The sequence below is a fragment of the Microbacterium sp. Cr-K32 genome (genome assembly GCF_000708345.1).
Taxonomy (GTDB): Bacteria; Actinomycetota; Actinomycetes; order Actinomycetales; family Microbacteriaceae; genus Microbacterium; species Microbacterium maritypicum_A.
In genome coordinates, this window is sequence record NZ_JARD01000009.1 from 51,735 (window position 1) to 75,657 (window position 23,923).

The 23,923-nt window shown below is 70.7% G+C and carries 19 protein-coding genes; 4 read left to right on the forward strand and 15 right to left on the reverse strand.

Annotated features, from left to right (window positions below; all coding sequences use genetic code 11):
* Window positions 1-61 precede the first annotated feature (61 nt).
* The 7 genes from GZ64_RS0103405 to GZ64_RS19370 all read right to left on the reverse strand — a co-directional run bounded on the left by GZ64_RS0103405 (window position 62) and on the right by GZ64_RS19370 (window position 9,282).
* The gene (locus GZ64_RS0103405; protein ID WP_168441086.1) at window positions 62-2,944 is read right to left on the reverse strand and encodes a helix-turn-helix transcriptional regulator; all 2,883 of its coding nucleotides are present in this window, start codon (window positions 2,942-2,944) and stop codon (window positions 62-64) included.
* A gap of 65 nt (window positions 2,945-3,009) precedes the next feature.
* Window positions 3,010-3,255, reverse strand: a complete 246-nt coding sequence (locus GZ64_RS19980) for a hypothetical protein (protein WP_029265117.1) — start codon at window positions 3,253-3,255, stop codon at window positions 3,010-3,012.
* A gap of 94 nt (window positions 3,256-3,349) precedes the next feature.
* Window positions 3,350-4,408, reverse strand: coding sequence for a hypothetical protein (locus GZ64_RS0103415; protein WP_029265118.1), 1,059 nt, complete (start codon window positions 4,406-4,408; stop codon window positions 3,350-3,352).
* Between the two features lie 70 nt (window positions 4,409-4,478).
* Complete coding sequence (locus GZ64_RS0103420; protein ID WP_029265119.1) at window positions 4,479-6,029, reverse strand: hydantoinase/oxoprolinase N-terminal domain-containing protein; 1,551 nt, start codon at window positions 6,027-6,029, stop codon at window positions 4,479-4,481.
* Window positions 6,029-7,168, reverse strand: coding sequence for a DUF917 domain-containing protein (locus GZ64_RS0103425; RefSeq protein WP_029265120.1), 1,140 nt, complete (start codon window positions 7,166-7,168; stop codon window positions 6,029-6,031). The genes GZ64_RS0103420 and GZ64_RS0103425 overlap by 1 nt, the downstream gene beginning before the upstream one ends.
* Window positions 7,165-8,481 carry a cytosine permease gene (locus tag GZ64_RS0103430; RefSeq protein WP_231479821.1) on the reverse strand — a complete coding sequence of 439 codons (1,317 nt, stop codon included), beginning with the start codon at window positions 8,479-8,481 and terminating at the stop codon, window positions 7,165-7,167. Before GZ64_RS0103430 ends, GZ64_RS0103425 begins: the two co-directional genes overlap by 4 nt.
* 222 nt (window positions 8,482-8,703) lie before the next feature.
* The gene (locus GZ64_RS19370) at window positions 8,704-9,282 is read right to left on the reverse strand and encodes a TetR/AcrR family transcriptional regulator (protein ID WP_051667828.1); all 579 of its coding nucleotides are present in this window, start codon (window positions 9,280-9,282) and stop codon (window positions 8,704-8,706) included.
* 113 nt (window positions 9,283-9,395) lie between these two features.
* On the opposite strand from GZ64_RS19370, the gene GZ64_RS0103440 reads away from it, so the two are divergent.
* The 3 genes from GZ64_RS0103440 (at window position 9,396) to deoD (ending at window position 11,905) form a co-directional block, all read left to right on the forward strand.
* Window positions 9,396-10,433, forward strand: a complete 1,038-nt coding sequence (locus tag GZ64_RS0103440) for an FUSC family protein (protein WP_021198350.1) — start codon at window positions 9,396-9,398, stop codon at window positions 10,431-10,433.
* Window positions 10,434-10,452: 19 nt separating this feature from the next.
* Entirely contained in the window at window positions 10,453-11,121 is a 669-nt protein-coding gene (locus GZ64_RS0103445) for a DNA alkylation repair protein (RefSeq protein WP_029265121.1), read from the forward strand.
* A 70-nt stretch (window positions 11,122-11,191) separates the two neighbouring features.
* Window positions 11,192-11,905 carry a purine-nucleoside phosphorylase gene (deoD, locus tag GZ64_RS0103450; protein WP_029265122.1) on the forward strand — a complete coding sequence of 238 codons (714 nt, stop codon included), beginning with the start codon at window positions 11,192-11,194 and terminating at the stop codon, window positions 11,903-11,905.
* Between the two features lie 22 nt (window positions 11,906-11,927).
* On the opposite strand, the gene putP is transcribed toward deoD, so the two are convergent.
* Entirely contained in the window at window positions 11,928-13,439 is a 1,512-nt protein-coding gene (putP, locus tag GZ64_RS0103455; RefSeq protein WP_021198353.1) for a sodium/proline symporter PutP, read from the reverse strand.
* Window positions 13,440-13,588: 149 nt separating this feature from the next.
* Between putP and GZ64_RS0103460 the strand changes: the two genes are divergently transcribed.
* Window positions 13,589-16,123: a DEAD/DEAH box helicase gene (locus tag GZ64_RS0103460; RefSeq protein WP_029265123.1), complete on the forward strand. Its 2,535-nt coding sequence runs from the start codon at window positions 13,589-13,591 to the stop codon at window positions 16,121-16,123.
* Here the strand turns inward: GZ64_RS0103460 and GZ64_RS0103465 are convergent.
* From GZ64_RS0103465 to amiA, 7 genes are all read right to left on the reverse strand, one after another.
* Window positions 16,084-17,793 (reverse strand): ATP-binding cassette domain-containing protein, encoded by a 1,710-nt coding sequence (locus GZ64_RS0103465; protein ID WP_029265124.1) that lies wholly within the window; start codon window positions 17,791-17,793, stop codon window positions 16,084-16,086. The two genes, GZ64_RS0103460 and GZ64_RS0103465, sit on opposite strands and share 40 nt — an antisense overlap.
* Entirely contained in the window at window positions 17,790-19,445 is a 1,656-nt protein-coding gene (locus GZ64_RS0103470; protein ID WP_036331028.1) for an ATP-binding cassette domain-containing protein, read from the reverse strand. The genes GZ64_RS0103465 and GZ64_RS0103470 overlap by 4 nt, the downstream gene beginning before the upstream one ends.
* Window positions 19,442-20,461: a hypothetical protein gene (locus tag GZ64_RS0103475; protein ID WP_029265128.1), complete on the reverse strand. Its 1,020-nt coding sequence runs from the start codon at window positions 20,459-20,461 to the stop codon at window positions 19,442-19,444. The genes GZ64_RS0103470 and GZ64_RS0103475 overlap by 4 nt, the downstream gene beginning before the upstream one ends.
* A gap of 8 nt (window positions 20,462-20,469) precedes the next feature.
* Window positions 20,470-21,873 carry a YcaO-like family protein gene (locus tag GZ64_RS0103480; RefSeq protein ID WP_029265130.1) on the reverse strand — a complete coding sequence of 468 codons (1,404 nt, stop codon included), beginning with the start codon at window positions 21,871-21,873 and terminating at the stop codon, window positions 20,470-20,472.
* Complete coding sequence (locus GZ64_RS0103485; RefSeq protein WP_029265131.1) at window positions 21,870-22,847, reverse strand: CocE/NonD family hydrolase; 978 nt, start codon at window positions 22,845-22,847, stop codon at window positions 21,870-21,872. The genes GZ64_RS0103480 and GZ64_RS0103485 overlap by 4 nt, the downstream gene beginning before the upstream one ends.
* Window positions 22,844-23,644, reverse strand: a complete 801-nt coding sequence (locus GZ64_RS0103490; protein WP_029265133.1) for a hypothetical protein — start codon at window positions 23,642-23,644, stop codon at window positions 22,844-22,846. Before GZ64_RS0103490 ends, GZ64_RS0103485 begins: the two co-directional genes overlap by 4 nt.
* Before the next feature lie 85 nt (window positions 23,645-23,729).
* Window positions 23,730-23,828: a streptamidine family RiPP gene (gene amiA / locus GZ64_RS20255; RefSeq protein WP_017831216.1), complete on the reverse strand. Its 99-nt coding sequence runs from the start codon at window positions 23,826-23,828 to the stop codon at window positions 23,730-23,732.
* Window positions 23,829-23,923: the final 95 nt, after the last annotated feature.

Genomic DNA, 23,923 nt, shown 5'->3' on the forward strand with positions numbered 1-23,923 from the left:
CTGTTGACTTAGCCGTTTACACGGCCTACGCCGAATCGGAACATCCGAGACGCGCGCACAGTCACGCTACCACGGCAGGCTGGGCAGGGACACGGAACTGTCGATTCTTCTGCACGAGAGCAGCTTCGGTGCGTGTGCTCACGCCGAGTTTGCGCAGCACGGCCGAGACGTGCACGCTCACGGTCTTCACGCTGATGAACAGCCGCTCGCCGATCTGCCGGTTGCTCAGCCCTTCGGCGATCAGCTCGAGCACCTGCCGCTCGCGAGCCGTGAGCAGGTCGTCGCCCGACGGCGGATCGGCGGGGGCACGCAGTCCGGCGTCGGTGGCGAACCGGGCGACCGCAGCCCGCACCTGGGCGTTGCCGAGTGCCTCCGCGAGGCCTGCCGCCTCGGCGAGCACCGACGCCGCGGTGACGCGCTCCCCCTCGTGGACGAGCAGACGCGCGCGCTCGAGCCGGAGCACGGCGCGGAAGACGACCGGTACGTCTTCTCCCTCGGCATGGTGGAGGGCCGCATCCAGGGCGTCATGGCGCGGGTCGAGCAGCGCATCGAGGATCGTCGACCACGCGTCGTCCTGCAACTGCGGGGGTTGCGCGCGCCATGCCGCACGGACGGCATCGGATGCCGTCGTGGTGTCGGCGTCCTCGGCGCGCAGCTCGGCGATGATCGCCCCGCCCTCCAGCAGCAGCCGGCGCTGGTGCAGCAGCGCGGGATGTTCGTCGCGCAGCATCTCGAGAATGGTGTCGAGCGCCCTCCGGAGATTCCCCTCGCTCTCGGCCACAGCCACCGTCATCATGATCCGGTCGTACCAGATCTGCCGCTCCGAGCCGCCCGTCTCCTCGAACGCCGGCAACCATTCCTGCAACAGCTCTGCTGCCTCGGCCGACCGTCCGCGCCAGGCCAGCACCCGCACGCGGGTCATGCTCATGTACATGCGGAACACACGCAGGGTTCCCTGCACGAAGTCGCGCGACAGCATCTCTTCGACCCGATCGATCTCGCCGAGTTCGAGCAGGGGCACCACCATGTTCTGGGCCATGATCGACCCCGAGGTGCGTTCGACGCGGAGCTCGCGGGCACGCCGCAGTCCCTCTTCGGCGACCTCGACCGCCTCGCGGTATCGGCCCAGCAGTGTGAGCAGGTCGGAGTAGTTGACGCGATAGCGCATCTCGGCCGTCGTTCCCGCCGCGAGCTCACGCGCCCGCTCGTACTCGCGCACCCCTTCGTCGACCCGGCCGAGGTGGGCCAGGGAACCGCCGCGCACGTTCGCGGCGATCGACAGCTGGTCGGTGGAGTCGGCTCCGGCCGCCCCCAGCTCAGCCTCATCCGCGAGGCGGATCGCCTCTTCTCTGTCGCCCGCGATCATGCGCCGGCTCGCGAGCTGGTTGAGCAGCTCGGCCCGGAACACCTCGTCGCCGATGCGCTCCTCCGCGATGGCCAGGGCCTGCTGCAGCAGCGGGATCGCACCGAGGCGTCCGAGGTTGACGAGGTACAGCGCCTTGTTGCGCAGGAGTCGGGCATGCAGACGCGGGTCCACTGTGGCGGGGTCGATCTCGGCGAGCGCGACGTTCGCGACCGCGAGCGCCCGCTCGCCGTCGCCCGCATTGCGCAGGATCGATCCCAGCACCAGGAGCAGGTCGAGTCTCTCGACGCGTGCCGCCGCGGCGGCGTCGGGCACGAGCGGCCACAGTTCCAGTGCCAGTTCGCCGAAGCGGGCCGCGCTCGCGAACGCGTACTGCCCCTTCGCGTGGCGCATGGCGTCGGCGGCGGCGACGAGGGCCTTCCGATTGTCTTGCGCGAGCTGCCAGTGATAGGCGAGGGCCGCGGCGTCGCTGGTGTCCGACCCCGCGCACTGCGCCTCGAGCGCCTCGGCATAGGCGCGATGCAGGCGTGCCCGCTCGCCGGGGAGCAGGTCGTCATGCACGGCTTCGCGGAGCAGGGCGTGTCGGAACCGGTAGTCGTCGTCGCCCACGACGAGGATGCCGCTGCGGGTCGCCTCGCGGATCGCCTCGTCGAGGCGCTGCTCCGGCAGATCGACGAGGCCAGTGATCAGCGGATGGGAGAGCGGACGCTCGGCGCCGGAGACGACCTGCACCACACGCCGTGCATCGTCGCCGAGCCGGTCGAAGCGGGCGAGCAGCAGGTCGCGCAGACCGTCGGGGAGCGGGCCGTTCGCGCACCCCGCGATCTCCTCGATGAAGAAGGGCACGCCCTCGGCCCGCTCCTGCATGCGATCGAGGGCGCTCTCGGTCAGCGCCCGGCCGGTGATCTGCTCGGCCAGCTCGCGAACCGCGGCCTCGTCGAGCCGGCCGAGGGTGAGGCGCTCGAGCAACCGCGCGCGCGTCGCCTCGCCGATGAAGCGGCTCACCGCATCCCCGCGGCGCACATCGTCGGTGCGGCAGGTGAGGAGCAGCAGGATGCGGCCGCGGCTCAACGCCCGCAGCAGGAAGGAGAGGATGGCGAGCGTCGACTCGTCGGCCCAGTGCAGGTCTTCGACCACGAGCACCTGCGGGGCGCGTTCGGCCGCCGCCTCGATGAGGGAGGCGATCGCATCGCGCAGGCGCTCGGGGCTGGTGCGGTCGCGATCGGTCGGGGAGTCGACGAGTTCGGGGAGCAGCATGCCGAGTGCCTCGACCCCCACCCCCACCGACTCGCGCACCCGGTCGACGCCCATGCGTGTGACGATCGAGCGGAGGATGCCGGTGAGCGGCCCGTAGGGCGTGCGCGAGGCGCCCAGATCGAGGCACCACCCCACATGCACGTCGGCGGTCGGCGCGATCTCGGCGGCGAACTCGCGCAGCATGCGGGACTTGCCGATGCCGGCCTCGCCCTCGACGAGCAGGGCGGCCGGGACACCGTCGCGCACCCCGGCGAACGATCGGCGCACCTCGGCGAGCTCGGCCTCGCGGCCGACCATCGCAGCGCTCGACGCGGAAGGGGGCATGGATTCATCGTCCCACCCCCGACCGACATTCGGGACGGTCTGCGGTTCGCGCTGCGCGACGCCGCTCACTGCGCGTGTGCCACCGCCGCTTCGCATCCGCCCGCGACACGAGCCGTCGTCGGGGCGGTCGGAGGCGTGGCGGCCGCCGTGCGACCGAACGCGCGGCGCAGCATCCGCCGGACCACCCCTTCCGGACGCGGCACGATCTGGTCGGCGTGCTCGATCAGACGCAGCCTCTGCGCGGCGGCGCGCTCCATCTGCTCCTGGTCGTGCCGGGTGAGCTGCTGGCTGAGATACGGGTGCTCGTACATGGGGTTCTCCTCGACGGTTCGCTGTATCCCTACAGTCCGCTCTGAGGCACCCCCGGGGCATCGGGCAGTTGCCCTATCTTTCGTGCATGCCGCTCTAGGGATGCCGGGCGCGCATCAGCGACAGGCGCGCGGAGGGGCGAGACCGGGCCGGCACCAGGATCGCGAGAACCCGAACGAGCGTCGCCATCCACAGGAGTCCGAGTCCGACGACGACGGCCTCGACAGCGGTGGCCGAGAAGAGACCGAACGGCACCCACAGCACCACCGCCGCCGCCAGGAGCAGACCGACGCCGATCGAGGTGATCAGGAGCGCTCGGGGGTGCCCGGGAACAGCGGCGACCGTGGCCGCGGCCGCCACGACGAACAGGACGAGCGTGGAGACCGCGGCGATGTCGTGCGGGATGGGCACACGATGCAGCGGCAGCAGCCCGACCGCAGCCAGTGCGATTCCGGTGGCCGCCCACGACGCCACGACGACGGCGATGCGGGAGAGTGCGGAATCCCCGAGCAGCCGGTGCAGGTCACGACCGATGTACGAGCCGACGGTCGCGATGAGAAGCCCCGCGACCAGGAGGGTGCCGTTGAAGGCCCACGAACCGGAGCCCAACTGGGAGAAGTTCTGCTCCCACCAGCGCGGATCAGCGGCCGTGATCATGGCGAACAGGGTGCCGATCACGAGGAAACCGAACAGGAGCGCGGCGAGGTCTGCCGTGCGCAGGTCGACGCCGGCGCCGAAGGCGAAGCGCCCGCCGACCGCCGCCGCCAGACCGGTGAGCAGTCCGCCGCCGATCGCCGCGAGCTGCAGTCCCTGGAGCCCGGCCGTGAGTACCTCGGCGGCGAGCAGCACTCCCATCGTCGTGACGGCTCCGAACGCGACGGTGAGGGCACCAGCCGAGAGATCGGAGACCACCGCCTGCCAGCGCGGCATCGGCCTCGTCTCGCCCCCTCGGTGCATCAGTGTGCTCGTGAGGAAGGCGCTCGCCGCGATCGCTCCGGCGATGAGCGCGGCGGGCATCGCGAGAGAGCCCTCACCTGTGAGCGGGCGGGCGGCACCGCCCAGGGAGAGGAAGCCGACAGCTGTGCCCGCCACGAAGCAGATCACGGTCGCCCAGACCGCTCTCGTCTCGCCGCGCAGCTTCGCGTCCCGCTCCATGCGCCCATGCAAGCACGCACCTCGGACGGACGGAAGCCCGCCCGCCCGAGGCGATGCCGTCCGCGGAGAGTCAGGCCGCCAGGCGACCCACCGCTCTGGCGCGGATGAGCACGGCCGTGCCGTCGGAGTAGGCCACCGGCAGCTCTTCCACCGCGACGACCTCGATCGTCGTGGGATCGGCGCCGGCGAGCCGGGCACGCTCGGTCGCCTCGGCGGCGGCGTCCGCCCGGGATGCCCGCTGGTCGGTGGGATCGACGCGGTAGATCTTCTCGATCTGGCCGGCGACCTCGCCGAGGGCCGCCCCCACCGCGTTGGCGGCGCCGAAGTGATCGGGGCGGATCACCTCGGCGACGCCGTCGAGCACGGTCGGGGCGATGATGCCGCCCCCGCCGACCAGGATCACCGGTACCGGCGCGGCGTTCGGCTTCATCCGATCGATCGAGTCCTCGAGGATCTCCCGCATCGCGGTCCACGCCGCGGAGCCGACCCCCTCGGGAACGGCGGGGGCGTCGAGACCGTCGATCTCGGCGCCGCCGACCGCGAGCGCGACGTCGGTGGCCGTGAGGGTGCTGCCGCCGAACGCGAGACCCTCCTGCGGAAGGCGATAGCCCACGCTGTCCGGGCCGACGGTCGCGCCCGCAGGCGTCTCCCGGATGATCGTGCCGCCGCCGAGGCCGACCGACAGCACGTCGGGCATGCGGAAGTTCGTGCGGATGCCGCCGATCTCGACCGCGTGCGCCGACTGCCGCGGGAACCCGTCGACGAGCACGCCGATGTCGGTCGTGGTGCCGCCGATGTCGACCACCAGGGCGTCGGTCGCGCCCGAGAGGTGCGCGGCGCCGCGGATCGAGTTCGTCGGACCGCAGCCGATCGTCAGCACCGGGAACTCGAGCGCGTACTCGAGCTGCATGAGGGTTCCGTCGTTCTGGCCGAAGTACGGGGTGGCCGGGATGCCCCGCTCCCGCAGAGCGGCGACGAAGCCCGCGGCCATCTGCCGCAGCGTCTGCATCAGCGCCGCATTCAGCACCGTCGCGTTCTCGCGCTCGAGCAGTCCGAGCGACCCGATCCGGGCCGACCGCGACACGGGAACACCCAGCTCTTCCGTGACGATGGCGGCGACCCGCCCCTCCTGGCTCTCGTCGATCGGGGCGAACACCCCCACGACGGCGACCGCGTCGACCTCGCCGCGCATCCGTGCACAGGCCTCGCGCACGGCATCCTCATCGATCGGGGAGAGCACCCGGCCGTCGACCTCGAAGCCGCCGTCCAGCAGGTGTGCCTGCTCGCCGATCGCCGCACGCAGATCGTCCGGCCAACCCTCCAGCGGCGGGACGGCCGTGGTGGCCGGTGCGCCGAGGCGGAGGATGCCGACGCGACCGAGACCGCGACGCTCGACGATCGCGTTGGTGCAGTGAGTGGTGCCGAGCATCGCGTGCCCGATCAGGGCGGCGTCGACGCCGGAGGCCGCGAGCACGGCGTCGATCGCCGCGGCCACGCCGTCGCCCGTGTCGGCCGTGGTCGGACGCTTCACCGAGGCGACCACGTCGAGCCGCTCGTCGAGGATCACGGCATCGGTGTTGGTGCCGCCGACATCGATGCCGATGCGATAGGTGCCGGCCATCACGCGGCCTCCTCGTCCGTCGTGCGCGCACCAGAGCGCTGCGCGATGTCTTCGACGGGAACCCACTCCACGTCGTATCCGAAGTGGGCGGGCCCTGCGGTCTCCAGCCCGATCGGCGTGCGCCACTTGTCATGGCAGGGGATCGCGATGACCGCGACCCGCGCGCCGTAGCGCAGGGATTCGGTCGTGATCGGCATCCCGGTGGCCAGATCGAGCACCGCGATCAGGTCGGGGGTCACCGCCGCCAGCACGCCGTCACGACGCCCGAGCAGCATCTCGTTCTGGAAGTCGAGACGAAACGCACTCCCCCGGTCTTCTCCGACGCCGACGAGTTCGGCTGCTCCCCGCGTGAAACCGCCGTCGACGGAGCGCTGCAGGTCGGCCACCTTGCCGTCGAACAGCCGCACCGCGGCGAGGTCGGCGCACAGAGCGTCGATGCGCTCGTCGTCGCGCAGTTCGCGTCCGCCGCCATCGCGCCCCCGGAGGATGCGTCCGATGCGCTGGGCGAGCCCCAGAGTGCCCGGGATCGCGCACTCGCGCACGACGTCGCCACCGTAGGCGTAGTCGATCATGGTCGCCCCTCCGCCCATCTCGACGGTGACGGCCCGCGCGATGCGCTCCGACCAGCCGCCGTCGACCGGGCGGCTGACCACCTCGTTGCCGTGGTGATCGACGAGCACCGTCGTGCCGGGTCCGTAGCCGGCGAGATGGAACGTGACCATCTGCGCCTCCGGGAAGGCGCGTCCCATCGCGTCACCGTCGACCACCGGGAGTCCGGCGAGCGCGGCGGCCGCGATCGGGATCATGGAATTGCCTCCACCGACCTCGATCGGCATCACGGCCGTGGCCTTGCGACCCACCGCGCGTTCGATCGCCTGCAGGGCCGCGAGCAGCTCGGATTCGGCCTGGATGCGCTCCACGCTCACGGAAGGCGCCCCGATCCCGCCGATCGGGATCACGAAGTCGTCGTCGGTCAGGTCGTCCACAGCCACCAGCGGCACAGGTCCGTGCAGGCGGATGAGGCGCTTGGCGATGAGCGAGCCGACGTGCGGGTCTCCTCCGCCGCCGGTACCGAGCACCGCGGCGCCCAGGGCGATCTCGTCGATGTCGGCTTCTGTGAGGAAAGGAGCGGTGGTCATGCGCTCACCTCGTCCGTGACGGGGGCGGCCGGGTCCGGTGCCACGCGGCGGCGGAGCGGAAGCAGCAGGAGGTAGGCGACGAAGCCGACGAGGAGACCGTCGAGAGCGGAGATCGAGGTGATCGTGAACCAGCCGAAGCCGGGACCGTCCGCCGGGTTCGTCGTCGCGACGGCCACGACGATGCCGACCACCCAGGCCGTGATCGACCACCCGTCGACCAGCGGCACGGTGGCGCCGTGCGCCCAGCGCGCGGTCTTTCGGCCGGTGAAGAACGACGCCAGGTACACGCCGCCGTAGGGGGCGATGATCGTGCCGATCACGAGGATGAACTGCACGAAGTAGTCGGCCGCGCCGATCACTCCGACGACGATGCCGATGGCGCCGAGCACGATGGTCACGGTGCGGCGGCTCAGGCGCTCGCTGATCGACGCGAACGAGAGGCCGGCCGAGTAGAGGTTGGTCGTGTTCGTGGTCCACTGCGCCAGGATCAGCACGACCACGGCGACGCCGCCGAGACCGAGGGCGAAGAAGATCGCCATCAACTCGGTGCCGTCCATGATGCGGGCGAGAAGGATCGCGACGACCAGGATGATCGAGTTGCCGAAGAAGAAGCCGACGAACCCGGCGATCATGGCCTGCTTCGGCGTCTTCGCCCACCGCGCCATGTCGGGGGCCAGCACGACACCGAGGATGAAGATGCCCATCACGAGCGACACCGCACCGCCGAACGTGAACGTCGCCTCGACCGGGGCCTCGAGCCCTGCCGCCCCGTTCACCGTGAACGCCACGACCACGCCGACGATCAGCAGGAGGAGGAGCAGCGGCACGGCGAGGGTGCTGAGGCGGTTGATCGAGCGGTAGCCCCAGAACGCGGTGATCGCCATGAGCACGCCGCCGATCGCGGTGAACACCTGCACGGGTACATCGATGCCGGTGAACTCGGCGAACGCGATCTGCGCGTTCGCTCCGAAGAAGCCCGCCTGCACGGCGTACCAGCCGACCAGGCTGATCGCGATCGCGAGGGCGAGGATCGCCCCGCCGATGCGCCCGAACACCGCGCGGGAGATCATCGCGGTGGAGAGCCCGGTGGCGGCGCCGACGTAGGCGCAGGCCATCGCGAGCAGTCCGAGCAGCAGCGAACCGAGCATCGTCGCGCCGATCGCCGGCCAGAAGGCCATGCCGGAGGCGAGCGAGACACCGAGGAACGCCCCGGAGAGGTCGATGCCGATCGCGATCCACACGGTGGCGATCGACAGCCAGCTCTTGCGCTGGTCCTGGGGCACGACGCCGTGCTCGTAGTCGGTGGTGGTCATCATCTTGTCCTTGAGAAGTGGCCCTGCGAGTCCGTCGGCGGGGATTCGGGTTCCCGTGGTGCGGACGACTCGCAGGGCGGGTCGGGGGCGGCCTGTCGTTGCGGCCGTGTCGTGCGATGCCGGGTCGGAGCTCGTGGCTCGGTACCGGCGGATCAGACGTGTGCCGCGTCGCTGCGGCGGTGGTTCATCTGGAGAGCGGTGTTCATCGGGAGAGCGTGGTGTTCATCGGGAGAGGATCGTGGAGAGGTGCCGCCAGGCCTGGTCGAACCGTTCGCGGTAGACCTCGGGCGTGTAGTGGGTGAGCTGGAGGAAGAGGCCGTCCATGACGACGAAGACCAGTGCCGTGAAACCGTCTGCGTCACCGGCGACGAACGTCCCCGTCGCGACCCCGTCGTCATATGTCTGGCGCACCGCGGCGGCGAGGGTCGACTCCGAGTCGAGGAAGATCTGGCGCAGCTGCTCGCCACCGGGACCGTATTCGGTGACCGCGGCCCGCAGGCTGAACTCCGCGAGGTCGGGCCGGTCGCGGTAGTAGGCCTCGATGCCGCCGAGGAGGTGCTGCAGACGCGCGAGCGGCTCCATATCGGAGCTGCTCCGCACGAGCTCGTCGAAGAACGCGGTGTGATCGATCGACACCGCGGCATACACCTCGGCGTAGAGCGCCTCCTTGCTCGAGAAGTGCGCGTAGAGAGAGGGCGTCTTGATCCCGACGGCTTCGGCGATCTCGCGCAGGCTCGTCTCGGCGTAGCCCTGGCGCGCGAAGATCGTGCGGGCCTCCGCGAGGATCGTTGCTCTGGTCATCTTCCGCCTCAGACTTGTTACCTAACGACTGTTAGTTAGGCAGAGCGTAACCCCGCATCTCCCCGCGACGCAAGAGCCGCGCTCGGGGCATCCGCACGACTAGCGTTGAGGTCATGCGCATCCCCGCCGCGATCCGCGCCTCCCAGCGCTCCCCGCTGCTGCAGGTCGTGAAGTCGGCCGCGGCGACCATCGCGGCGTGGCTGATCGCCGGATGGGTGTTCCCCGCACAGCTGCCCGTCTTCGCCGCCATCGCCGCGCTGCTGGTGGTGCAGCCCAGCGTGAACCAGTCGCTGTCGAAGGCGCTCGAGCGCAGCATCGGCGTGATCGCCGGTGTCGTGATCGCCGTCGCACTTGGGCTGCTGCTCGGTTCGCCGAGCTGGATCGTGCTGCTCGCGATCGTCGTCGCGATGCTGGTGGCGTGGATCTTCCGCGCCTCGCCCGGCACCGGCAATCAGGTCGCGATCTCGGCGATGCTGGTGCTGGCTCTGGGCTCGTCGAGTCCCGAGTATGCGTTCGCCCGCATCGTGGAGACGCTGATCGGCGTCGTGATCGGCATCGTCGTGAACGCCCTGATCGTGCCTCCGGTGCTCGTCGCGCCGGCCCGTCGGGACGTGGGGCTCCTCGGCCTCGAGCTCGCCGCGAGCCTGGATCGCCTGGCCGACGCACTGCCCGAACCCCAGACGCCCGCACGGCTGCAGGAGCTGATGTTGGAGGTACGGCTGCTGCGGCCGATGAAGGAGGCCGCCGAGGCCTCGATCGCCGCCGGAGAGGAATCGCTCACTCTGAACCCGCGGCGCTCGACCCATCGTGCCGATCTGCGTGAGATGCGGGCGCTGCTCGACCGGCTCTCCCCGATCGTCACGCAGACGATCGGCATGACCCGGGCCTACTTCGACCACTACGACGACCGGATCGGGGAGGAGCCCGCCGTCGCCGCGATCGCCGAGCAGCTGCGACGGGCAGGGCACGACGTACGGCTCGCCGTGCAGGTCGCCGATGCCTCGCCGGAGCCGGACACCATGACCTCGGCGATCCCCGCGCTCACCGCTCCCCTCGTGATCCGGCCGCCGTCGTCACAGCACTGGATCCTGATCGGTTCCCTCATGGAAGACCTGCGCCGCATCAGGGGCGAGCTGCTCGACGAGGACTGAGCCCGCCTACTCTGGAGGCATGTCCGACATGACCGTCGCCGAAGCCCTCGGCGAACTCGCCGCACTGGAAGACCCGAAGATGCGCGCCGCCAACGAGAAGCGGGGCGACGACCACGGCATCAACCTCAGCCGGATGCGGGCACTGGCCAAGAAGATCAAGACCGACCAGCCCCTCGCGCAGGAGCTGTGGGCGACCGGCGAGACGCCCGCACGGCTGCTGGCCCTGCTGATCTGCCGCCCGCGCGACTTCACCGCCGACGAGCTCGACGCCATGCTGCGCGAGACCCGCCCACCCAAGGTCAACGACTGGTTCGTCAACTACGTCGCCAAGAAGACCTCGCTCGCCGAAGAGCTGCGGCTGCGGTGGTTCGACGACGCCGACCCCACGGTGGCTGCTGCAGCCTGGTCGCTCACCACCGTGCGCGTGATGAAGGCCGCCGACGGCCTGGACCTTGCGCACCTGCTCGACCTGATCGAGCGGGACATGAAGGATGCGCCGTCGCGCCTGCAGTGGTCCATGAACGAGACCCTCGCGAACATCGGCATCTTCCACCCCGAGTACCGCGCCAGGGCGCTGGCGATCGGCGAACGCCTGCAGGTGCTCGCCGACTACCCGACCGCACCCGGCTGCACCTCGCCCTTCGCCCCGCTCTGGATCGGCGAGATCGTGCGGCGACGCGAGGGGTGATCGGCGCGGTATCGCCCCCGGGGACACGGGTGCGCGGGCGCGGCGGGATGAGGCTGGCTACGCTGAGGCCATGAGCACCCACATCGCCGCAGAGCCCGGTCGGATCGCCCCCATCGTCCTGTTCCCCGGCGACCCGCTGCGGGCGAAGTGGATCGCCGAGACCTTCCTCGACGATGCCGAGCTGTACTCCGAGACGCGCGGCATGCTCGGCTTCACCGGCACCTGGGAGGGGCATCGCGTGTCGGTGCAGGGCTCGGGCATGGGGCAGCCGTCGATGGCGATCTACGCGAACGAACTGTTCGACGCGTACGACGTGCAGACGATCGTGCGGGTCGGCTCGTGCGGAGCCCTGACCGAGCGCGTCAAGATCCGCGACATCATCATCGCCAACGCCGCCAGCACCGACTCCGGCATCAACCGGAGCCGTTTCCACGGACTCGACTACGCACCCGTGGCCGACTTCTCCCTGCTGCGCGCCGCAGTTGAGGCGAGCGAGGCCGAACCTCTGGATTCGACCGTGCACGTGGGACAGCTGTTCTCGAGCGACCAGTTCTACAGCACGCGCCCCGAGCTCATGGAGCCGTTCGTGCAGCACGGCATCCTCGGCGTCGAGATGGAGGCCGCCGGTCTCTACACTCTCGCGGCGTACTACGGTCGGCGCGCCCTCGCGATCTGCACGGTCAGCGACCACATCGTCACGGGCGAGGAGACCTCGGCGCAGGAGCGCGAGCAGACCTTCGGCGACATGATCCGCATCGCTCTGCGCGCCGCCACCGCGGTCTGAGCGTCCCCGGCGCGCTCGGCCGCTACGGCGTGTCGCCGACCGCGTGCGGACGGGGCAGAGCCAGCATGGCGCCGGTGTCGGTGAACTCCTGCTGGATCTCGTCGTCGTGCCGGTACGTGACGAGACTCACCACGACGGCGGCGATCAGAGCGAGAACGAAGGCGGGAAGCAGTTCGTAGAGCCCGGTGTCGAGAGCCTTCCAGATGAACACGGTCGCGGCGCCGACGAACATCCCCGCCAGGGCACCCCAGTTGGTGAGCTTGCGCCAGTAGAGACTGAGCAGGATGACCGGGCCGAATGCGGCGCCGAATCCGGCCCAGGCGAAGGAGACGAGTCCGAGGATCGTGTCGTTCGGGGTGATCGCCAGCACCGCGGCGACGATCGCGACGCCGAGCACACCCAGCCGCCCCATCAGCATGAGCGTCTTCTGCGAGGGCGGCGTGCGCCGGAACACGCCGTACAGGTCTTCCACGAGGGCCGAGGAGCACACGATCAGCTGGCTGGAGATCGTGCTCATGATCGCGGCGAGCACGGCCGCCAGGACGAGGCCGGCGACGAACGGATGCAGCAGCGTCTGCGACATGAGCAGCACCACGGTCTCGGGGTTGGCGAGGTCGACGCCCGTCTTGGCGATGTAGGCGATGCCGACCAGGCCCGACAGCACGGCGCCGCCGAGCGAGACGATCATCCAGGAGATGCCGATGCGTCGAGCGCTCTTCGCCTCTTGGGGCGAGCGCAGAGCCATGAACCTCACGATGATGTGCGGCTGTCCGAAGTATCCGAGGCCCCAGGCGAGCGACGAGACGATGGCGAGGATGGTGCCGCCCGTGAGCGCCGTTCCGGAGAGCATGGAGAGGTGGTCCGGCGCCACCTCGTTGATCAGCTCGCCCGTCTCGGCGAGTCCCCCGATCGCGACGATCGCCGCCACCGGGATCACGACCAGCGCGATCACCATCATCAGTCCCTGCACCACATCGGTCAGTGACGCACCGAGGAACCCACCGAAGAGCGTGTACGCGAGGGTGACGCCCGTGACAAGCAGCATGCCGGTGAGGTAGTCGCCGTCGAACGAGCTCTCGAAGAAGACCCCACCGGCGACCATGCCGGAGGAGATGTAGAGGGTGAAGAAGACGAGGATGACGACACCGGAGACGACCCGCAGCAGTCGCGTCGTATCGCGGAGTCGATTCTCGAAGAAGCTCGGCACCGTGATGGAGTTGCGCGACACCTGCGTGTAGGCGCGCAGCCGAGGAGCCACGAGCAGCCAGTTCAGGTAGGCGCCGATGGTGAGGCCGATCGCGATCCACGCCTCGATGAGACCGGAGACGTAGATCGCACCGGGCAGCCCCATCACGAGCCAGCCGGACATGTCGGAGGCCCCGGCGCTGAGGGCGGCCACCCACGGCGGCAGATTCCGTCCGCCGAGCATGTAGTCCTCGTGATCGCCGGTGCGCCGGAAGGCTATCCATCCGATGAGCAGCATCGCCGCGAAGTACACACCCAGCGCGGCGAAAGTGAAGATCTGGTCGGGCATCGTCGTCCCCCCTCGCGGTGGAGTCACCGCATCCGGTCGTCGTTCGATGATGTCAACCGCCGGCGGTGCCGCCCAGACGTCGCCCGGCGCGGCGGCATGTCGGTCCCGCAGAGCAGGTGCCCCCGCGCATGAGGGATGATCGAATCACCATGACTTCCTCTCCGCGGCTCGACCCCGCCCTCCTCCCGGACGCCGCGGATCCGGATGCCGTCTACCTCGCGTTCGTCGAATGGGCGGAATCGACGGGCATCAGCCTGTACCCCGCGCAGGACGAGGCGGTCATCGAGATCGTCTCCGGCAACAACCTGATCCTCTCCACCCCCACCGGCACCGGGAAGTCGCTCGTTGCGATCGGTGCCCACTTCAGTGCCCTGGTCGCCGGACGGCGCAGTTACTACACGGCACCGATCAAGGCGCTCGTGAGCGAGAAGTTCTTCGCCCTGGTCGATGTGTTCGGCGCCGAGAACGTCGGCATGGTCACGGGCGATTCCTCCGTGAACGCCGATGCTCCGATCATCTGCTGCACGGCCGAGATCCTCGCGAACCTCTCGCTGCGCCAGGGAACCGATGCCGACGTCGGCCAGGTCGTGATGGACGAGTTCCACTTCTACGCCGACCCCGACCGCGGGTGGGCGTGGCAGGTGCCGCTGCTCGAGCTGCCTCAGGCGCAGTTCATCCTCATGTCGGCGACACTCGGCGATGTGACCGAGCTCGCCGCCGACCTCACCCGTCGCACCGGCCGCGAGACGGCCACGGTCACCGGTGTCGAGCGTCCGGTCCCCTTGCACTTCTTCTACGAGACGACGCCGATCCACGAGACCATCGACGATCTGCTGAACACGGGACAGGCGCCGATCTACGTCGTGCACTTCTCGCAGGCCGCAGCGATGGAGCGCGCGCAGGCGCTCTCCAGCACCAAGGTCGCCACTCGCGAGCAGCGCGACGAGATCGCCGCCCTGATCGCCGAGTTCCGCTTCACGACCGCGTTCGGCAAGACCCTCTCACGGTTCCTGCGCGCAGGGATCGGCGTGCACCACGCAGGCATGCTCCCGAAGTACCGGCGCCTGGTCGAGCAACTCGCCCAGCGCGGACTGCTGCGCGTGATCTGCGGCACCGACACCCTCGGTGTGGGCATCAACGTGCCGATCCGCACGGTGCTGCTCACGGCGCTCACGAAGTTCGACGGCACCCGGATGCGGCAGCTGAACGCCCGCGAGTTCCACCAGATCGCGGGCCGCGCGGGCCGCGCGGGCTACGACACCGCCGGCACGGTCGTCGCGCAGGCGCCCGAGCACGAGAGCGAGAACGTCGCTGCGGTGAAGAAGGCCGGCGACGACCCGAAGAAGAAGCGCAAGATCGTCCGGAAGAAGGCACCGGACGGTTTCGTGTCGTGGGGAGAGCCGTCGTTCCGCAAGCTCATCGACGCCGTGCCGGAGACGCTGACCTCGCACATGCAGATCACGAGCGCGATGATGCTCAACGTGATCGCCCGCGGCGGCGACGTGTTCGGCAATATGCGCGCACTGGTATACGACAACCACGAGCCGCGGAGGCGCCAGCGGGAGCTCGCGCTGCGGGCCATCGGCATCTACCGCACGCTCCGCGAATCGGGCATCGTCGAGAAGACCCCCGAAGGAGAGATCCGCCTCACGGTCGACCTGCAGCCGAACTTCGCGCTCAACCAGCCGCTGTCGCCGTTCGCCCTCGCCGCCTTCGAGCTGCTCGACCCCGATCCCGCCGCCGGCACGGGGACCTGCTCCTACGCACTCGACATGATCTCGATCGTGGAGTCGACCCTCGACGATCCCCGCGCCGTGCTCAGTCAGCAGGAGTTCCTGGCCCGGGGCGAGGCGGTCGCCGCGATGAAGTCCGAGGGCATCGAGTACGACGAGCGGATGGAGCTGCTCGAGCAGATCACCTACCCGAAGCCGCTGGACGAGCTGCTGACCGCGGCCTTCGAGACCTTCAGCGCGGCCCAGCCGTGGATCCGCGACTTCGAGCTGCACCCCAAGTCGGTGGTGCGTGACATGTACGAACGGGCCATGTCGTTCGGGGAATATGTCGCGTACTACAAGATCGCGCGCTCCGAAGGTGTGGTGCTGCGCTACCTCTCCGACGCGTACCGCGCGGCTTCGCAGACCATCCCGGAAGAGCTCAAGGACGAGGATCTGCGCGATCTCATCGAGTGGCTCGGCGAGCTCGTCCGCCAGGTCGACTCCAGCCTGCTCGACGAGTGGGAGGAGCTGATCGCCGGCGTCGACAACGGACGCTTCGATCCACACGCGCCCGATGAGCCGATCGTCCCGCCCGCACCCAAGCGCCTCACGAGCAACATCCGCGCCTTCCGCATCCTGGTGCGCAACGAACTCTTCCGCCGGGTGCAGCTGGCGGCCAGGGAAGACGTGAACGCGCTGGCCGAGCTCGATCCCGGTTTCGGCGCCGACGCCTGGTCGGACGCGCTGGACGGGTACTTCTCCGACCACGACGAGATCCTCACCGGCGCTGATGCCCGCAGCTCGAAGCTGCTGATCCTCACAGAGGGGCCCACCGCCTGGACCGCACGGCAGATCCTCGACGATCCCGCCGGCGACCACGACTGGGGCATCTCCGCGACGATCGATCTCGCCGACTCCGACGAAGCCGGTCAGGCCGTCGTCACGGTCACCGGGGTCGACCGGCTGTAGCCGCCGTCGTCGTTCGCGTGGCCTCCGCGCTCCACGCCGACCACCCGCCCGAACCGCCCCAGCGTCTCGCGCCGGTGCGAGGCGGCGATGACCGTGCCGTCGAACCCTTCGAGCACGTCGGAGATGATGCGCTCCGACTCGGCATCCAGGCTCGCTGTGATCTCGTCGACGATGAGCACCCGGGGCTCGCGGCACAGCGCCCGCGCCAGGGCCAACCGTGCCCGTTGACCACCGGAGAGCCTCACCCCGTGCTCGCCGAGCTCGTCGTCGAGGGTGATCCAGTCGTCGGCGCCGACCCGTGTGAGCGCCTCGCGCAACTGCTCGTCGGTGCGGGCGCCGACACCCCGCACGAGGTTGTCGCGCACGGTGCCGTGGAAGAGGCGCGCATCCTGCTCCACCACGGCCACGGTCCGGCGAAGATCTTCATCGCGGATGCGACCCAGCGGGTACGCGACCCCCGCCGCATCGACGAGAGCGATGGTGCCCTCTGCAGGGTCCCACAGCCGCGCGGCGAGCGCGATCACGGTGCTCTTGCCGGCGCCGGACGGCCCCGCGAGGGCGATGTGCTCACCGGGGTCGACGTCGATCGACCAGCCGCGCAGAACCTCCGTGCGGTCGTCGTAGAAGAACGCGACCCTCTCGAAGCGCACACCGAGCGGCCCCGGCGGCAGCGGGAGCGGACGATCGACCGGCGCCACGACCGGGGGGCGGTGCAGCCCTGCACCCACGCGATCGGCACTGGCGATCAGCGGATGCAGCTCCGACACCGTGTGCGCGGCGTCCGCCACCGCGGCGACGCCGGCGACGGCGAGGGCGATCACCGCGGGCAGCAGTGCCGCTCGCCCGGCGTCGACCGCCCCGTCGACCGATCCGTCGAGAAGGGAGACGGCGATCACCCCGATCACGACCGCGGTGAGGATCAGCTCGCGCGTGCCGTCGACGAGCTGGGCGATCACCTCCCGGCGGCGGGTGACGCGCGCCGACCGCCGGGTACCGTCGACGGCCTCGCGAACGACCCGGCTCTGCAGCCCGAAGGCGAGGATCTCGCGCAGCGCACCGAGGGCGTCGACCAGTCGTTCGGACTGCTCCTCGCGCTCCTGCTGCTCGCGCGCACCGATACGCCGCGACGGACCCGCCCCGGCCCAGACGGTGAGCGCGACCGCGACCGCTCCGGCGAGCATCACGACCGCCGCCACCGGCATCACCAGGAACGCGCAGACCAGGGCTCCGACGAAGAGCGTGAACGCGGCACCGATCTGTGCGACCGTGTGGGCGTAGAAGAACTCCAGCTTCTCGATGTCTGTCATCGCGACCGACGCCGCGCGCCCGGAGTGCTCGCGACGGCGACCGGGAACGCTGCGCGAGTACGCGTCGAAGAGCGCCATCCGCAGCCGGGCGAGCACGCGGTACGCGAGGGCGTGCGACACGTCCATCTCGCGCCAGGTGAGGAAGGTGCGCAGCAGCACGAGGCCTCCGAGGGCGAACCACCAGACCGTCGGCGGCCAGGTGCCGTGCACGACGGCCCCGCCGACGCCGAGCGCGGTGAGCACCGCGATGGCGGCGAGCGCGCACAGGCTCGTGGTGGCGATCAGGTAGCTGCCGACGATGCGCCGCCATTCGGGTCGCAGCGGCGGAAGCAGCCGAGCGAGGATGCCCGCGGACGAGGTCATGAGGCCTCCTCCACGAGCATTCCGTCACGGAGCACCCGCACATCGGCGACCCTGGACAGGGCCTCCGGACGGTGGCTGATCATGAGCACGATCCTCTCTGCGGCGACACGTTCGAGCGTCTCGGCGACGGTCAGGGCGCTGCGGTCGTCGAGGGCGCTGGTCGGCTCGTCGACGAGAAGCACGGGGCGCCGGGCGAGCAATGCTCTGGCGAGGGCGAGACGCTGCCGCTGCCCGCCCGACAGGCTCGTCCCCGCTTCCGCCACCCTCGCGTCGAAGCCTCCGGGGATCGCCCGGATCTCGTCGAGCACACCGGCTGCGGCGCACGCATCCTCCAGCGCCTCCTGTCCGGCGTCGAACAGATCGACGTTGTCCCTGATGGTCCCGGTGAACAGGACGGGGTGCTGGGAGACCACGGCGACATCGCTCGGGCGGAGCGGGCGCCCGTCGAGCTCGACCGTTCCCGCCGTGGGCGGGAGGAAGCCGAGGACGAGGTCGAAGAGCGTGGACTTGCCCGCACCGGAGGGGCCGGCGATCGCGTGCACCTCGCCACGCCCGGCACGGAGGTCGACCCCGCGCAGGACATCGTGATCGGTGCCGGGGTATCGGTACGACAGGCCGGAGATGCGGAGCACGTCTCCCCCGCCGGTCACCGCCCCGGTCTCGGGTTCCTCGATGCGCTCGATCTCCGTCGCGACCCGTGCGGACCGACGGAACGCACCGAGGGCCGCCAGCCCGGGAACCGCCGTGAGCCCGAGGAATCCGGCATGCCAGTGGCGCGAGAGCTCACGTACCGGTCGGAACGCCTCCGAGGAGAGCAGGAGCAGGGTGTACACCTCGATGGCCGGTGGCTGTCCGGTCATCACGGACACGACGGCCAGCCCGGCGGCGACCACCACTCCGGCCTGCACCGCGAAGTCGGTAATCGCCGTCTCGGCGAGCGACGATCGCATGACGCGTTCCGTGGCCACGCGCAACGACTCCGACCTCGCCTGCAAGCGCTCACGGGTCGCGGGGACATCGCCCAGCGCCCGCAGCGTCGACATCCCCCGGAGTGCCTCGAGCATGTCGCCGCTGAGAGCCTCGTAGCTGTCCCAGTGGTCGAACCCGCGCCGGGCGAGCATCCGCTTCCAGGCCAAAGGGCCCAGCACCGCGAGCAGGATCCCCGCGGCGACGCACAGCGCGATCACGGGCGACAGCACCGCGACGAGGCACACCGCGATCAGGCTGCCGACCACGAGCTGCGCCACCGCAGGGATGTACTTTGACACATAGGCGTCGGTGCCGTCGATGCCGTCGCCGAGCGCGAGCTGGGTCGAGCCGTCGCGGAGGCGGGTATCGTGCAGTCGTTCCGGCACCAGCGCCGCGGCGACGGCCGCACCTCGGAGATCTCCCCTGACCCGCCCTCCGAGGCGGGCGGCGGCATCGCCCTGCGCGAGCGTCAGCAGCATCCGCGCCACCCCGATCGCGAGGATCCCGCCGATGCCCGCCACCGCGCCGGCCGTGTCACCGCGCACGAAGGCGGCGAGAGACCACGCGAGGGCGAGCGCCTGCGCGAGGTGCGTCGCGAACACGAGGAGGAGGAGCAGGATGCTCATGGACAGGAGCCAGGGGTGCCGTCGCGCTTCGCGCCACAGCTCGGGGACGATCATCATTGTGCACCTCCGCGGGAGTCGAGGACGGCGATCGCGTGGAGGATCCACCGGTCCCCCGTCGAGGAGAAGCCGGAGACCGGGCGCGTGCGCCTGTCTCCGGTGAGAGCGGCCTCGTAGCAGAGGCGTGCAGCGGCGAGATGGGCGCTCCAGAGGGTGGCGCCGACGATCGTCGAGGGTGCCCTGCTCGGCACGGACCAGGAGCGCACTTCGGTCGCACCGCGCACCCAGCCCTGTCCGGAGGCGCGGGCGACGCGCTCGACCTCGGTGGTCGGTGAGCCCCCGATCCGATCGGCGAACTCCGAGATGGCGGGCGAGCGTCGCGTGCCGAGAGCCTGCACAGCAGCGGCGTGCGGGGTCGGCACGTGCGGGATCCCGACGGCGGCGAGCGGGATCTCCGGCGCGAGTCCTCGGCGCATCCAGGCGTCGGCATCCGCAGCCCGGGGGACGCCGAGCATCTCCCGCAGCCGCTTCGAGGGACCGACCTGCACGGGCCCGGCGCGCTCCCCCAGCAGGAATCGCACGGCGGCGACCGCGTAGGCCGCATCCGCGATCCACAGGGGCCACGCCCGGTGCCGGTAGCGGCCGAACGACCGCCCCGGCAGCACGGTGAACACCAGGCGTGCGGTGCCGTCGTCCGATGCCGGCGACGGCCATCCGTCCGCACGGTCGGATGCGAGGACGCGACGATGGAAGACCCCTTCCTGGTCGACCGTCCAGCGCACACCGGTGGGGTCGATCAGGTGGGTCTGCACCGGATAGCACGCTCCGGCCGAGGGGACGGGGCGCCGACGGATGCGGGTGGCCGAGCCGTCGGCATCCCGGTGGTACTCCCCCGGGTGCCACAGGGCGTCGACGAGCTCTGACACCCCGCGGTGAGGTTCGTCCGCGACGGCGCCGACCCGATCCCAGGCGTTCGCGCGCGGCCCCGGCGGCAGGGGACCTGCGGGCATGCGCGAGGTCAGCGCCTCGTCGAGCGGGGCAGGAAGGCCGCGGCTCTCGCGGCGTGTGCGATCCATGACGGACCTCACATGTGCGGAGCCGGGAGGAGCGTGAAGTCCTCTGGGCCGCCGGTCCAGGTGGTGCGCCAGCCGCGCTCCTCGGCCGCCTCGCGGAACCGTGGCATTCCGAGGTACGAGAACGCCGCCGGGGCGTTGGGCACGAGTCCGGTCACGATCGAACGCACCACGCGCAGGTCGGTGCGTCGCACGTCGGAGGTCGTGAGGTCGCGGGTCAGGACGCGGTGACCGCGATCGCGCAGACGCCCGTACACCTCGTCGATCGTGACCGGGTCCACCGCACTCAGCGGACGCACGCCCTGCGCGGGCGACTGGAACCGCCGGGCCTCGTCGTGCACGCTCGGGTCGAGCCACACCTGCACGTGCGCGCCGAGGTCGATCACATTCTCGAACTGCGGCCCGGCCGCGGCGAGGTAGTCGGCGTGCGGACGGAAGTCGAGGGTGAGGCCCTTCGCCATCAGTCCCGCAGCGACCGCGCGGAACACCCATCCGTCGTCCGTCGTGCATCCCTGCGTGTAGATCCAGGTGTGCACCGCTTCGAGCACGGCCTTCCGCGCGGCCCGCGCCGGGTCGAGCGAGGCCGAGAAGCCTGCGGCGTAGAGCCCGCGCTCCTCGTCGTGCACGAGCGCGCCGATCGCGGGAGCGAACTCCGAGGGCATCGCCACCAGCCACACCCGCAGGCTGCTCCCCTGAAGATCGTCGAGCAGGCCGGGGACCGTGGCCGGATCGATGCCGAACGTCGGTCCGTCCAGGTGCCACCACACCTCGAGCGCATCCCGCTCGATGACCTCGATCACCCCGCGGTCGCGGGCGTCGTCGAACCCTGCGCCGGTCGCGATGCCGGCGTAGTTCAGATGGTGTGTCCGCGGCAGCGCGCGGAACCGGGACTGCCGCCAGTTCAGGTGCACGAGAGAGTCCGGCACCCACACCGAGCCACCGTCGATCTCGTCGCAGCGTGCCCAGAGCGTCGGTGTGGAGGGGAGCAGACGCTGGTACGCGAAGCCGGGGCGTGCGAGCTGCCAGTCGGCGAAGCGCGGCAGATCGGACTCGTCGATGACGCTCTCCCCGTCGGCGCGCAGCTCGTCGGCGGTGCTGACACGGAGCTCGCCGCGAGGCAGCTCATCGGGCAGCCAGTTGCCGCAATACCGCTCCACGCCCTCGCCGATCGCGGCGATGCGCGCCTGAGCGGGGTCGCCGAACGATGTGCCGAGCGAGACTCGATCGGCGGGCCACTCGCCGAGGATCCGGGCGTCGGCCACGGATGCCGTCAAGGCCAGGTACCGGTCTGGGGCGCCGATCGGATGCGGCACCTCCCGCACCGAGCGGATGATGCCGGCTTCGGCGTCGACCAGCGCCTCGGCCGACAGCGTCGCGCGCGCTGTGCGGCGGTGAAGGTTGTCGTGCACGCTCATGCTGTCCTCTCGTACCGCCAGCGGCCGGTCTCGGGTTCGAAGGCGGATCTGGTCCGGCGGCTTCGCGACGACGCCGGTGCAGGGAGCGCGGATGCCGTGGTCGGCAGTCCGGTCTCGGCGAGCCAGGAGTCGAGTACGCCGCCGATGCCGCCCGCACTGCGCAGCCGGGAGCGGACATCGTCGTCGTCGATGTCCGCGGCCAGTCGGTGTCCCCACGGACCGTCGACCAGGTGGACGGGGCCCTGCCAGGCGGCCGCGAGCCGACCGGCATGCGTGAAGAAGAAGTCGTGATCGCCGCGGATGAGCAGCAGCGGTGCCCGGAGCGCCCCGTAGGCACGGTCCAGGTCGACGGCCGGAGCAGACCAGAGGCGTCGCCATCCGGACAGGACCTCGGAAGACCACCCCCACTCGTCGGCGGCCCGATGCACGCCCACGTCGGATGCCCGCCGGACACGGGCCGAGAGCTGCTCGTCCGACAGCGGCGCCAGAGAACGCGGGCCGCGGCCGTGCTGGTGCCACCACCCGATCCGGTCGCGCAGCTGGGGACGCCCGTTCTCGTCCCACGCGGTCTCGGCGAGCCCGAGCGCCGGCACCTGGAGCACCAGGGCCTCGACGACGACGGCCCTGGCCGCTTCGAGTGCGGTGTGCGCGGCATACGAGCCGCCGGACAGCACGAGCGGGAGCCCGGGGCTCTCGGCCCTGACCTGCTCGACCACCGCGCGCCCGTCGCTGCGTTCCGCGAGGTAGGGGCGCCATTCACCGTCGGAGGAGTGGCGTCCGCGCACGTCATGGATCACGCAGCGGTAGCCCCGCCCGACCCAGGCGCGTGCGGTGTCGCCGTGTCGCCAGGCGCCGTATGGCGTACGGATGAGCACGACGCCGCGAGGTTCCGCGGGTTCCCAGACCCAGCCGCGCAGCAGGGCGCCGTCTTCCGCGAGCACGGCATGAGGGCGGGCATCGCGCGGCGGCGTCATCGGATCACCCGGCGCGGGGCCGCGGGGAAGGGCAGCACCGTGTGCGCGCTCACGGAACCGGTTGAGGGAACGACCTTCCAGAGCGTCGTCCGCAGCCGGTCGAGTTCTGCGCCCTCCTGCGCCCACGCGAGGACGGTGTGCAGCAGTCGGGCGAGCACGAGCGCTCTGGTCGCGTCGTCGAGCGCGCCAGGGGTGAGCGGACGCGCCCGCTGCCAGGCCTCGGTCGACGCGGGCGCGCTGCTCGCGGCCACCCGTCGCGCGGCCACCTGCACGGAGGTGGGGTCGCCGGGGTCGACGGCGAGCGGATCGATCAGCACGACCTCGCCCTCCCGGTGCACGCGGAGCCACGCGGTGCCCCGCTCCGGAAGCCGATCGAGCTCTGCCCAGCGGCGGCGGCCGGAGGCGTCCTCGGCATAGGCGACCACGAGGGCGGCGTGCTCGGACGGTGCCGCCTCCGGATCCAGGACGGCGACCCGGGCGCCCCAGGCGGCGAGCACGCGCTCGAGGTCGAGCACGAGCGGACCCGTTCCGAGGAGGCAGACGTCGCGGCGCTCCTGCGGCCAGCGGTGAAGGGCATCGGCGGACTCGCGTTCCTGCACCTCGAGCGTCAGCCGGTCGAGTGCGGTCGAGCGCTCTCCGTGGGCCCCGCTCTCGAGGGCCTCGACCAGAGCGGCGGCCGGTGCGTCGACCAGGACGAGTCGTCCGGTGCGCAGACGGATCCGGGGGCGGCCGTCGGCACCGACGACGAGATGCGCCCCGGTGTCGGGGAGCGGCAGGATGCGGGGTTCGGAAGTCATGGTGTCTCTCGGTGAGGGGTCCGGCCGGGCGCGAACGCCCGGCCGGACGGGAGTGCGCTCGAAAGCGCGACGGAAGGATCCGCGATCAGTCGAACGGGTTCTCGACCAGGGCGTTCGAGTGCGATGCCGACAGGTGCGCCAGCTGCTCGGACTCTTCGATCTCGGCGAGGATCTGCTTTTCCATTTCGTTCTCCTTCTGTGAGGGGTCCGCCTCGCGGGGTGCGGGGCGGTGTCCACGGTGAGTGAACACTGACGACCCTAAATGATAATGATTCTCAA

What these genes read in the sequence shown, in the direction of transcription:
- GZ64_RS0103405 (WP_168441086.1), bottom strand. Translation starts at nt 2,944, where the DNA reads ATGCCCCCTTCCGCGTCGAGCGCTGCGATGGTCGGCCGCGAGGCCGAG.
- GZ64_RS19980 (WP_029265117.1), bottom strand. Translation starts at nt 3,255, where the DNA reads ATGTACGAGCACCCGTATCTCAGCCAGCAGCTCACCCGGCACGACCAG.
- GZ64_RS0103415 (WP_029265118.1), bottom strand. Translation starts at nt 4,408, where the DNA reads ATGGAGCGGGACGCGAAGCTGCGCGGCGAGACGAGAGCGGTCTGGGCG.
- GZ64_RS0103420 (WP_029265119.1), bottom strand. Translation starts at nt 6,029, where the DNA reads ATGGCCGGCACCTATCGCATCGGCATCGATGTCGGCGGCACCAACACC.
- GZ64_RS0103425 (WP_029265120.1), bottom strand. Translation starts at nt 7,168, where the DNA reads ATGACCACCGCTCCTTTCCTCACAGAAGCCGACATCGACGAGATCGCC.
- GZ64_RS0103430 (WP_231479821.1), bottom strand. Translation starts at nt 8,481, where the DNA reads ATGACCACCACCGACTACGAGCACGGCGTCGTGCCCCAGGACCAGCGC.
- GZ64_RS19370 (WP_051667828.1), bottom strand. Translation starts at nt 9,282, where the DNA reads ATGACCAGAGCAACGATCCTCGCGGAGGCCCGCACGATCTTCGCGCGC.
- GZ64_RS0103440 (WP_021198350.1), top strand. Translation starts at nt 9,396, where the DNA reads ATGCGCATCCCCGCCGCGATCCGCGCCTCCCAGCGCTCCCCGCTGCTG.
- GZ64_RS0103445 (WP_029265121.1), top strand. Translation starts at nt 10,453, where the DNA reads ATGTCCGACATGACCGTCGCCGAAGCCCTCGGCGAACTCGCCGCACTG.
- deoD (WP_029265122.1), top strand. Translation starts at nt 11,192, where the DNA reads ATGAGCACCCACATCGCCGCAGAGCCCGGTCGGATCGCCCCCATCGTC.
- putP (WP_021198353.1), bottom strand. Translation starts at nt 13,439, where the DNA reads ATGCCCGACCAGATCTTCACTTTCGCCGCGCTGGGTGTGTACTTCGCG.
- GZ64_RS0103460 (WP_029265123.1), top strand. Translation starts at nt 13,589, where the DNA reads ATGACTTCCTCTCCGCGGCTCGACCCCGCCCTCCTCCCGGACGCCGCG.
- GZ64_RS0103465 (WP_029265124.1), bottom strand. Translation starts at nt 17,793, where the DNA reads ATGACCTCGTCCGCGGGCATCCTCGCTCGGCTGCTTCCGCCGCTGCGA.
- GZ64_RS0103470 (WP_036331028.1), bottom strand. Translation starts at nt 19,445, where the DNA reads ATGATGATCGTCCCCGAGCTGTGGCGCGAAGCGCGACGGCACCCCTGG.
- GZ64_RS0103475 (WP_029265128.1), bottom strand. Translation starts at nt 20,461, where the DNA reads ATGGATCGCACACGCCGCGAGAGCCGCGGCCTTCCTGCCCCGCTCGAC.
- GZ64_RS0103480 (WP_029265130.1), bottom strand. Translation starts at nt 21,873, where the DNA reads ATGAGCGTGCACGACAACCTTCACCGCCGCACAGCGCGCGCGACGCTG.
- GZ64_RS0103485 (WP_029265131.1), bottom strand. Translation starts at nt 22,847, where the DNA reads ATGACGCCGCCGCGCGATGCCCGCCCTCATGCCGTGCTCGCGGAAGAC.
- GZ64_RS0103490 (WP_029265133.1), bottom strand. Translation starts at nt 23,644, where the DNA reads ATGACTTCCGAACCCCGCATCCTGCCGCTCCCCGACACCGGGGCGCAT.
- amiA (WP_017831216.1), bottom strand. Translation starts at nt 23,828, where the DNA reads ATGGAAAAGCAGATCCTCGCCGAGATCGAAGAGTCCGAGCAGCTGGCG.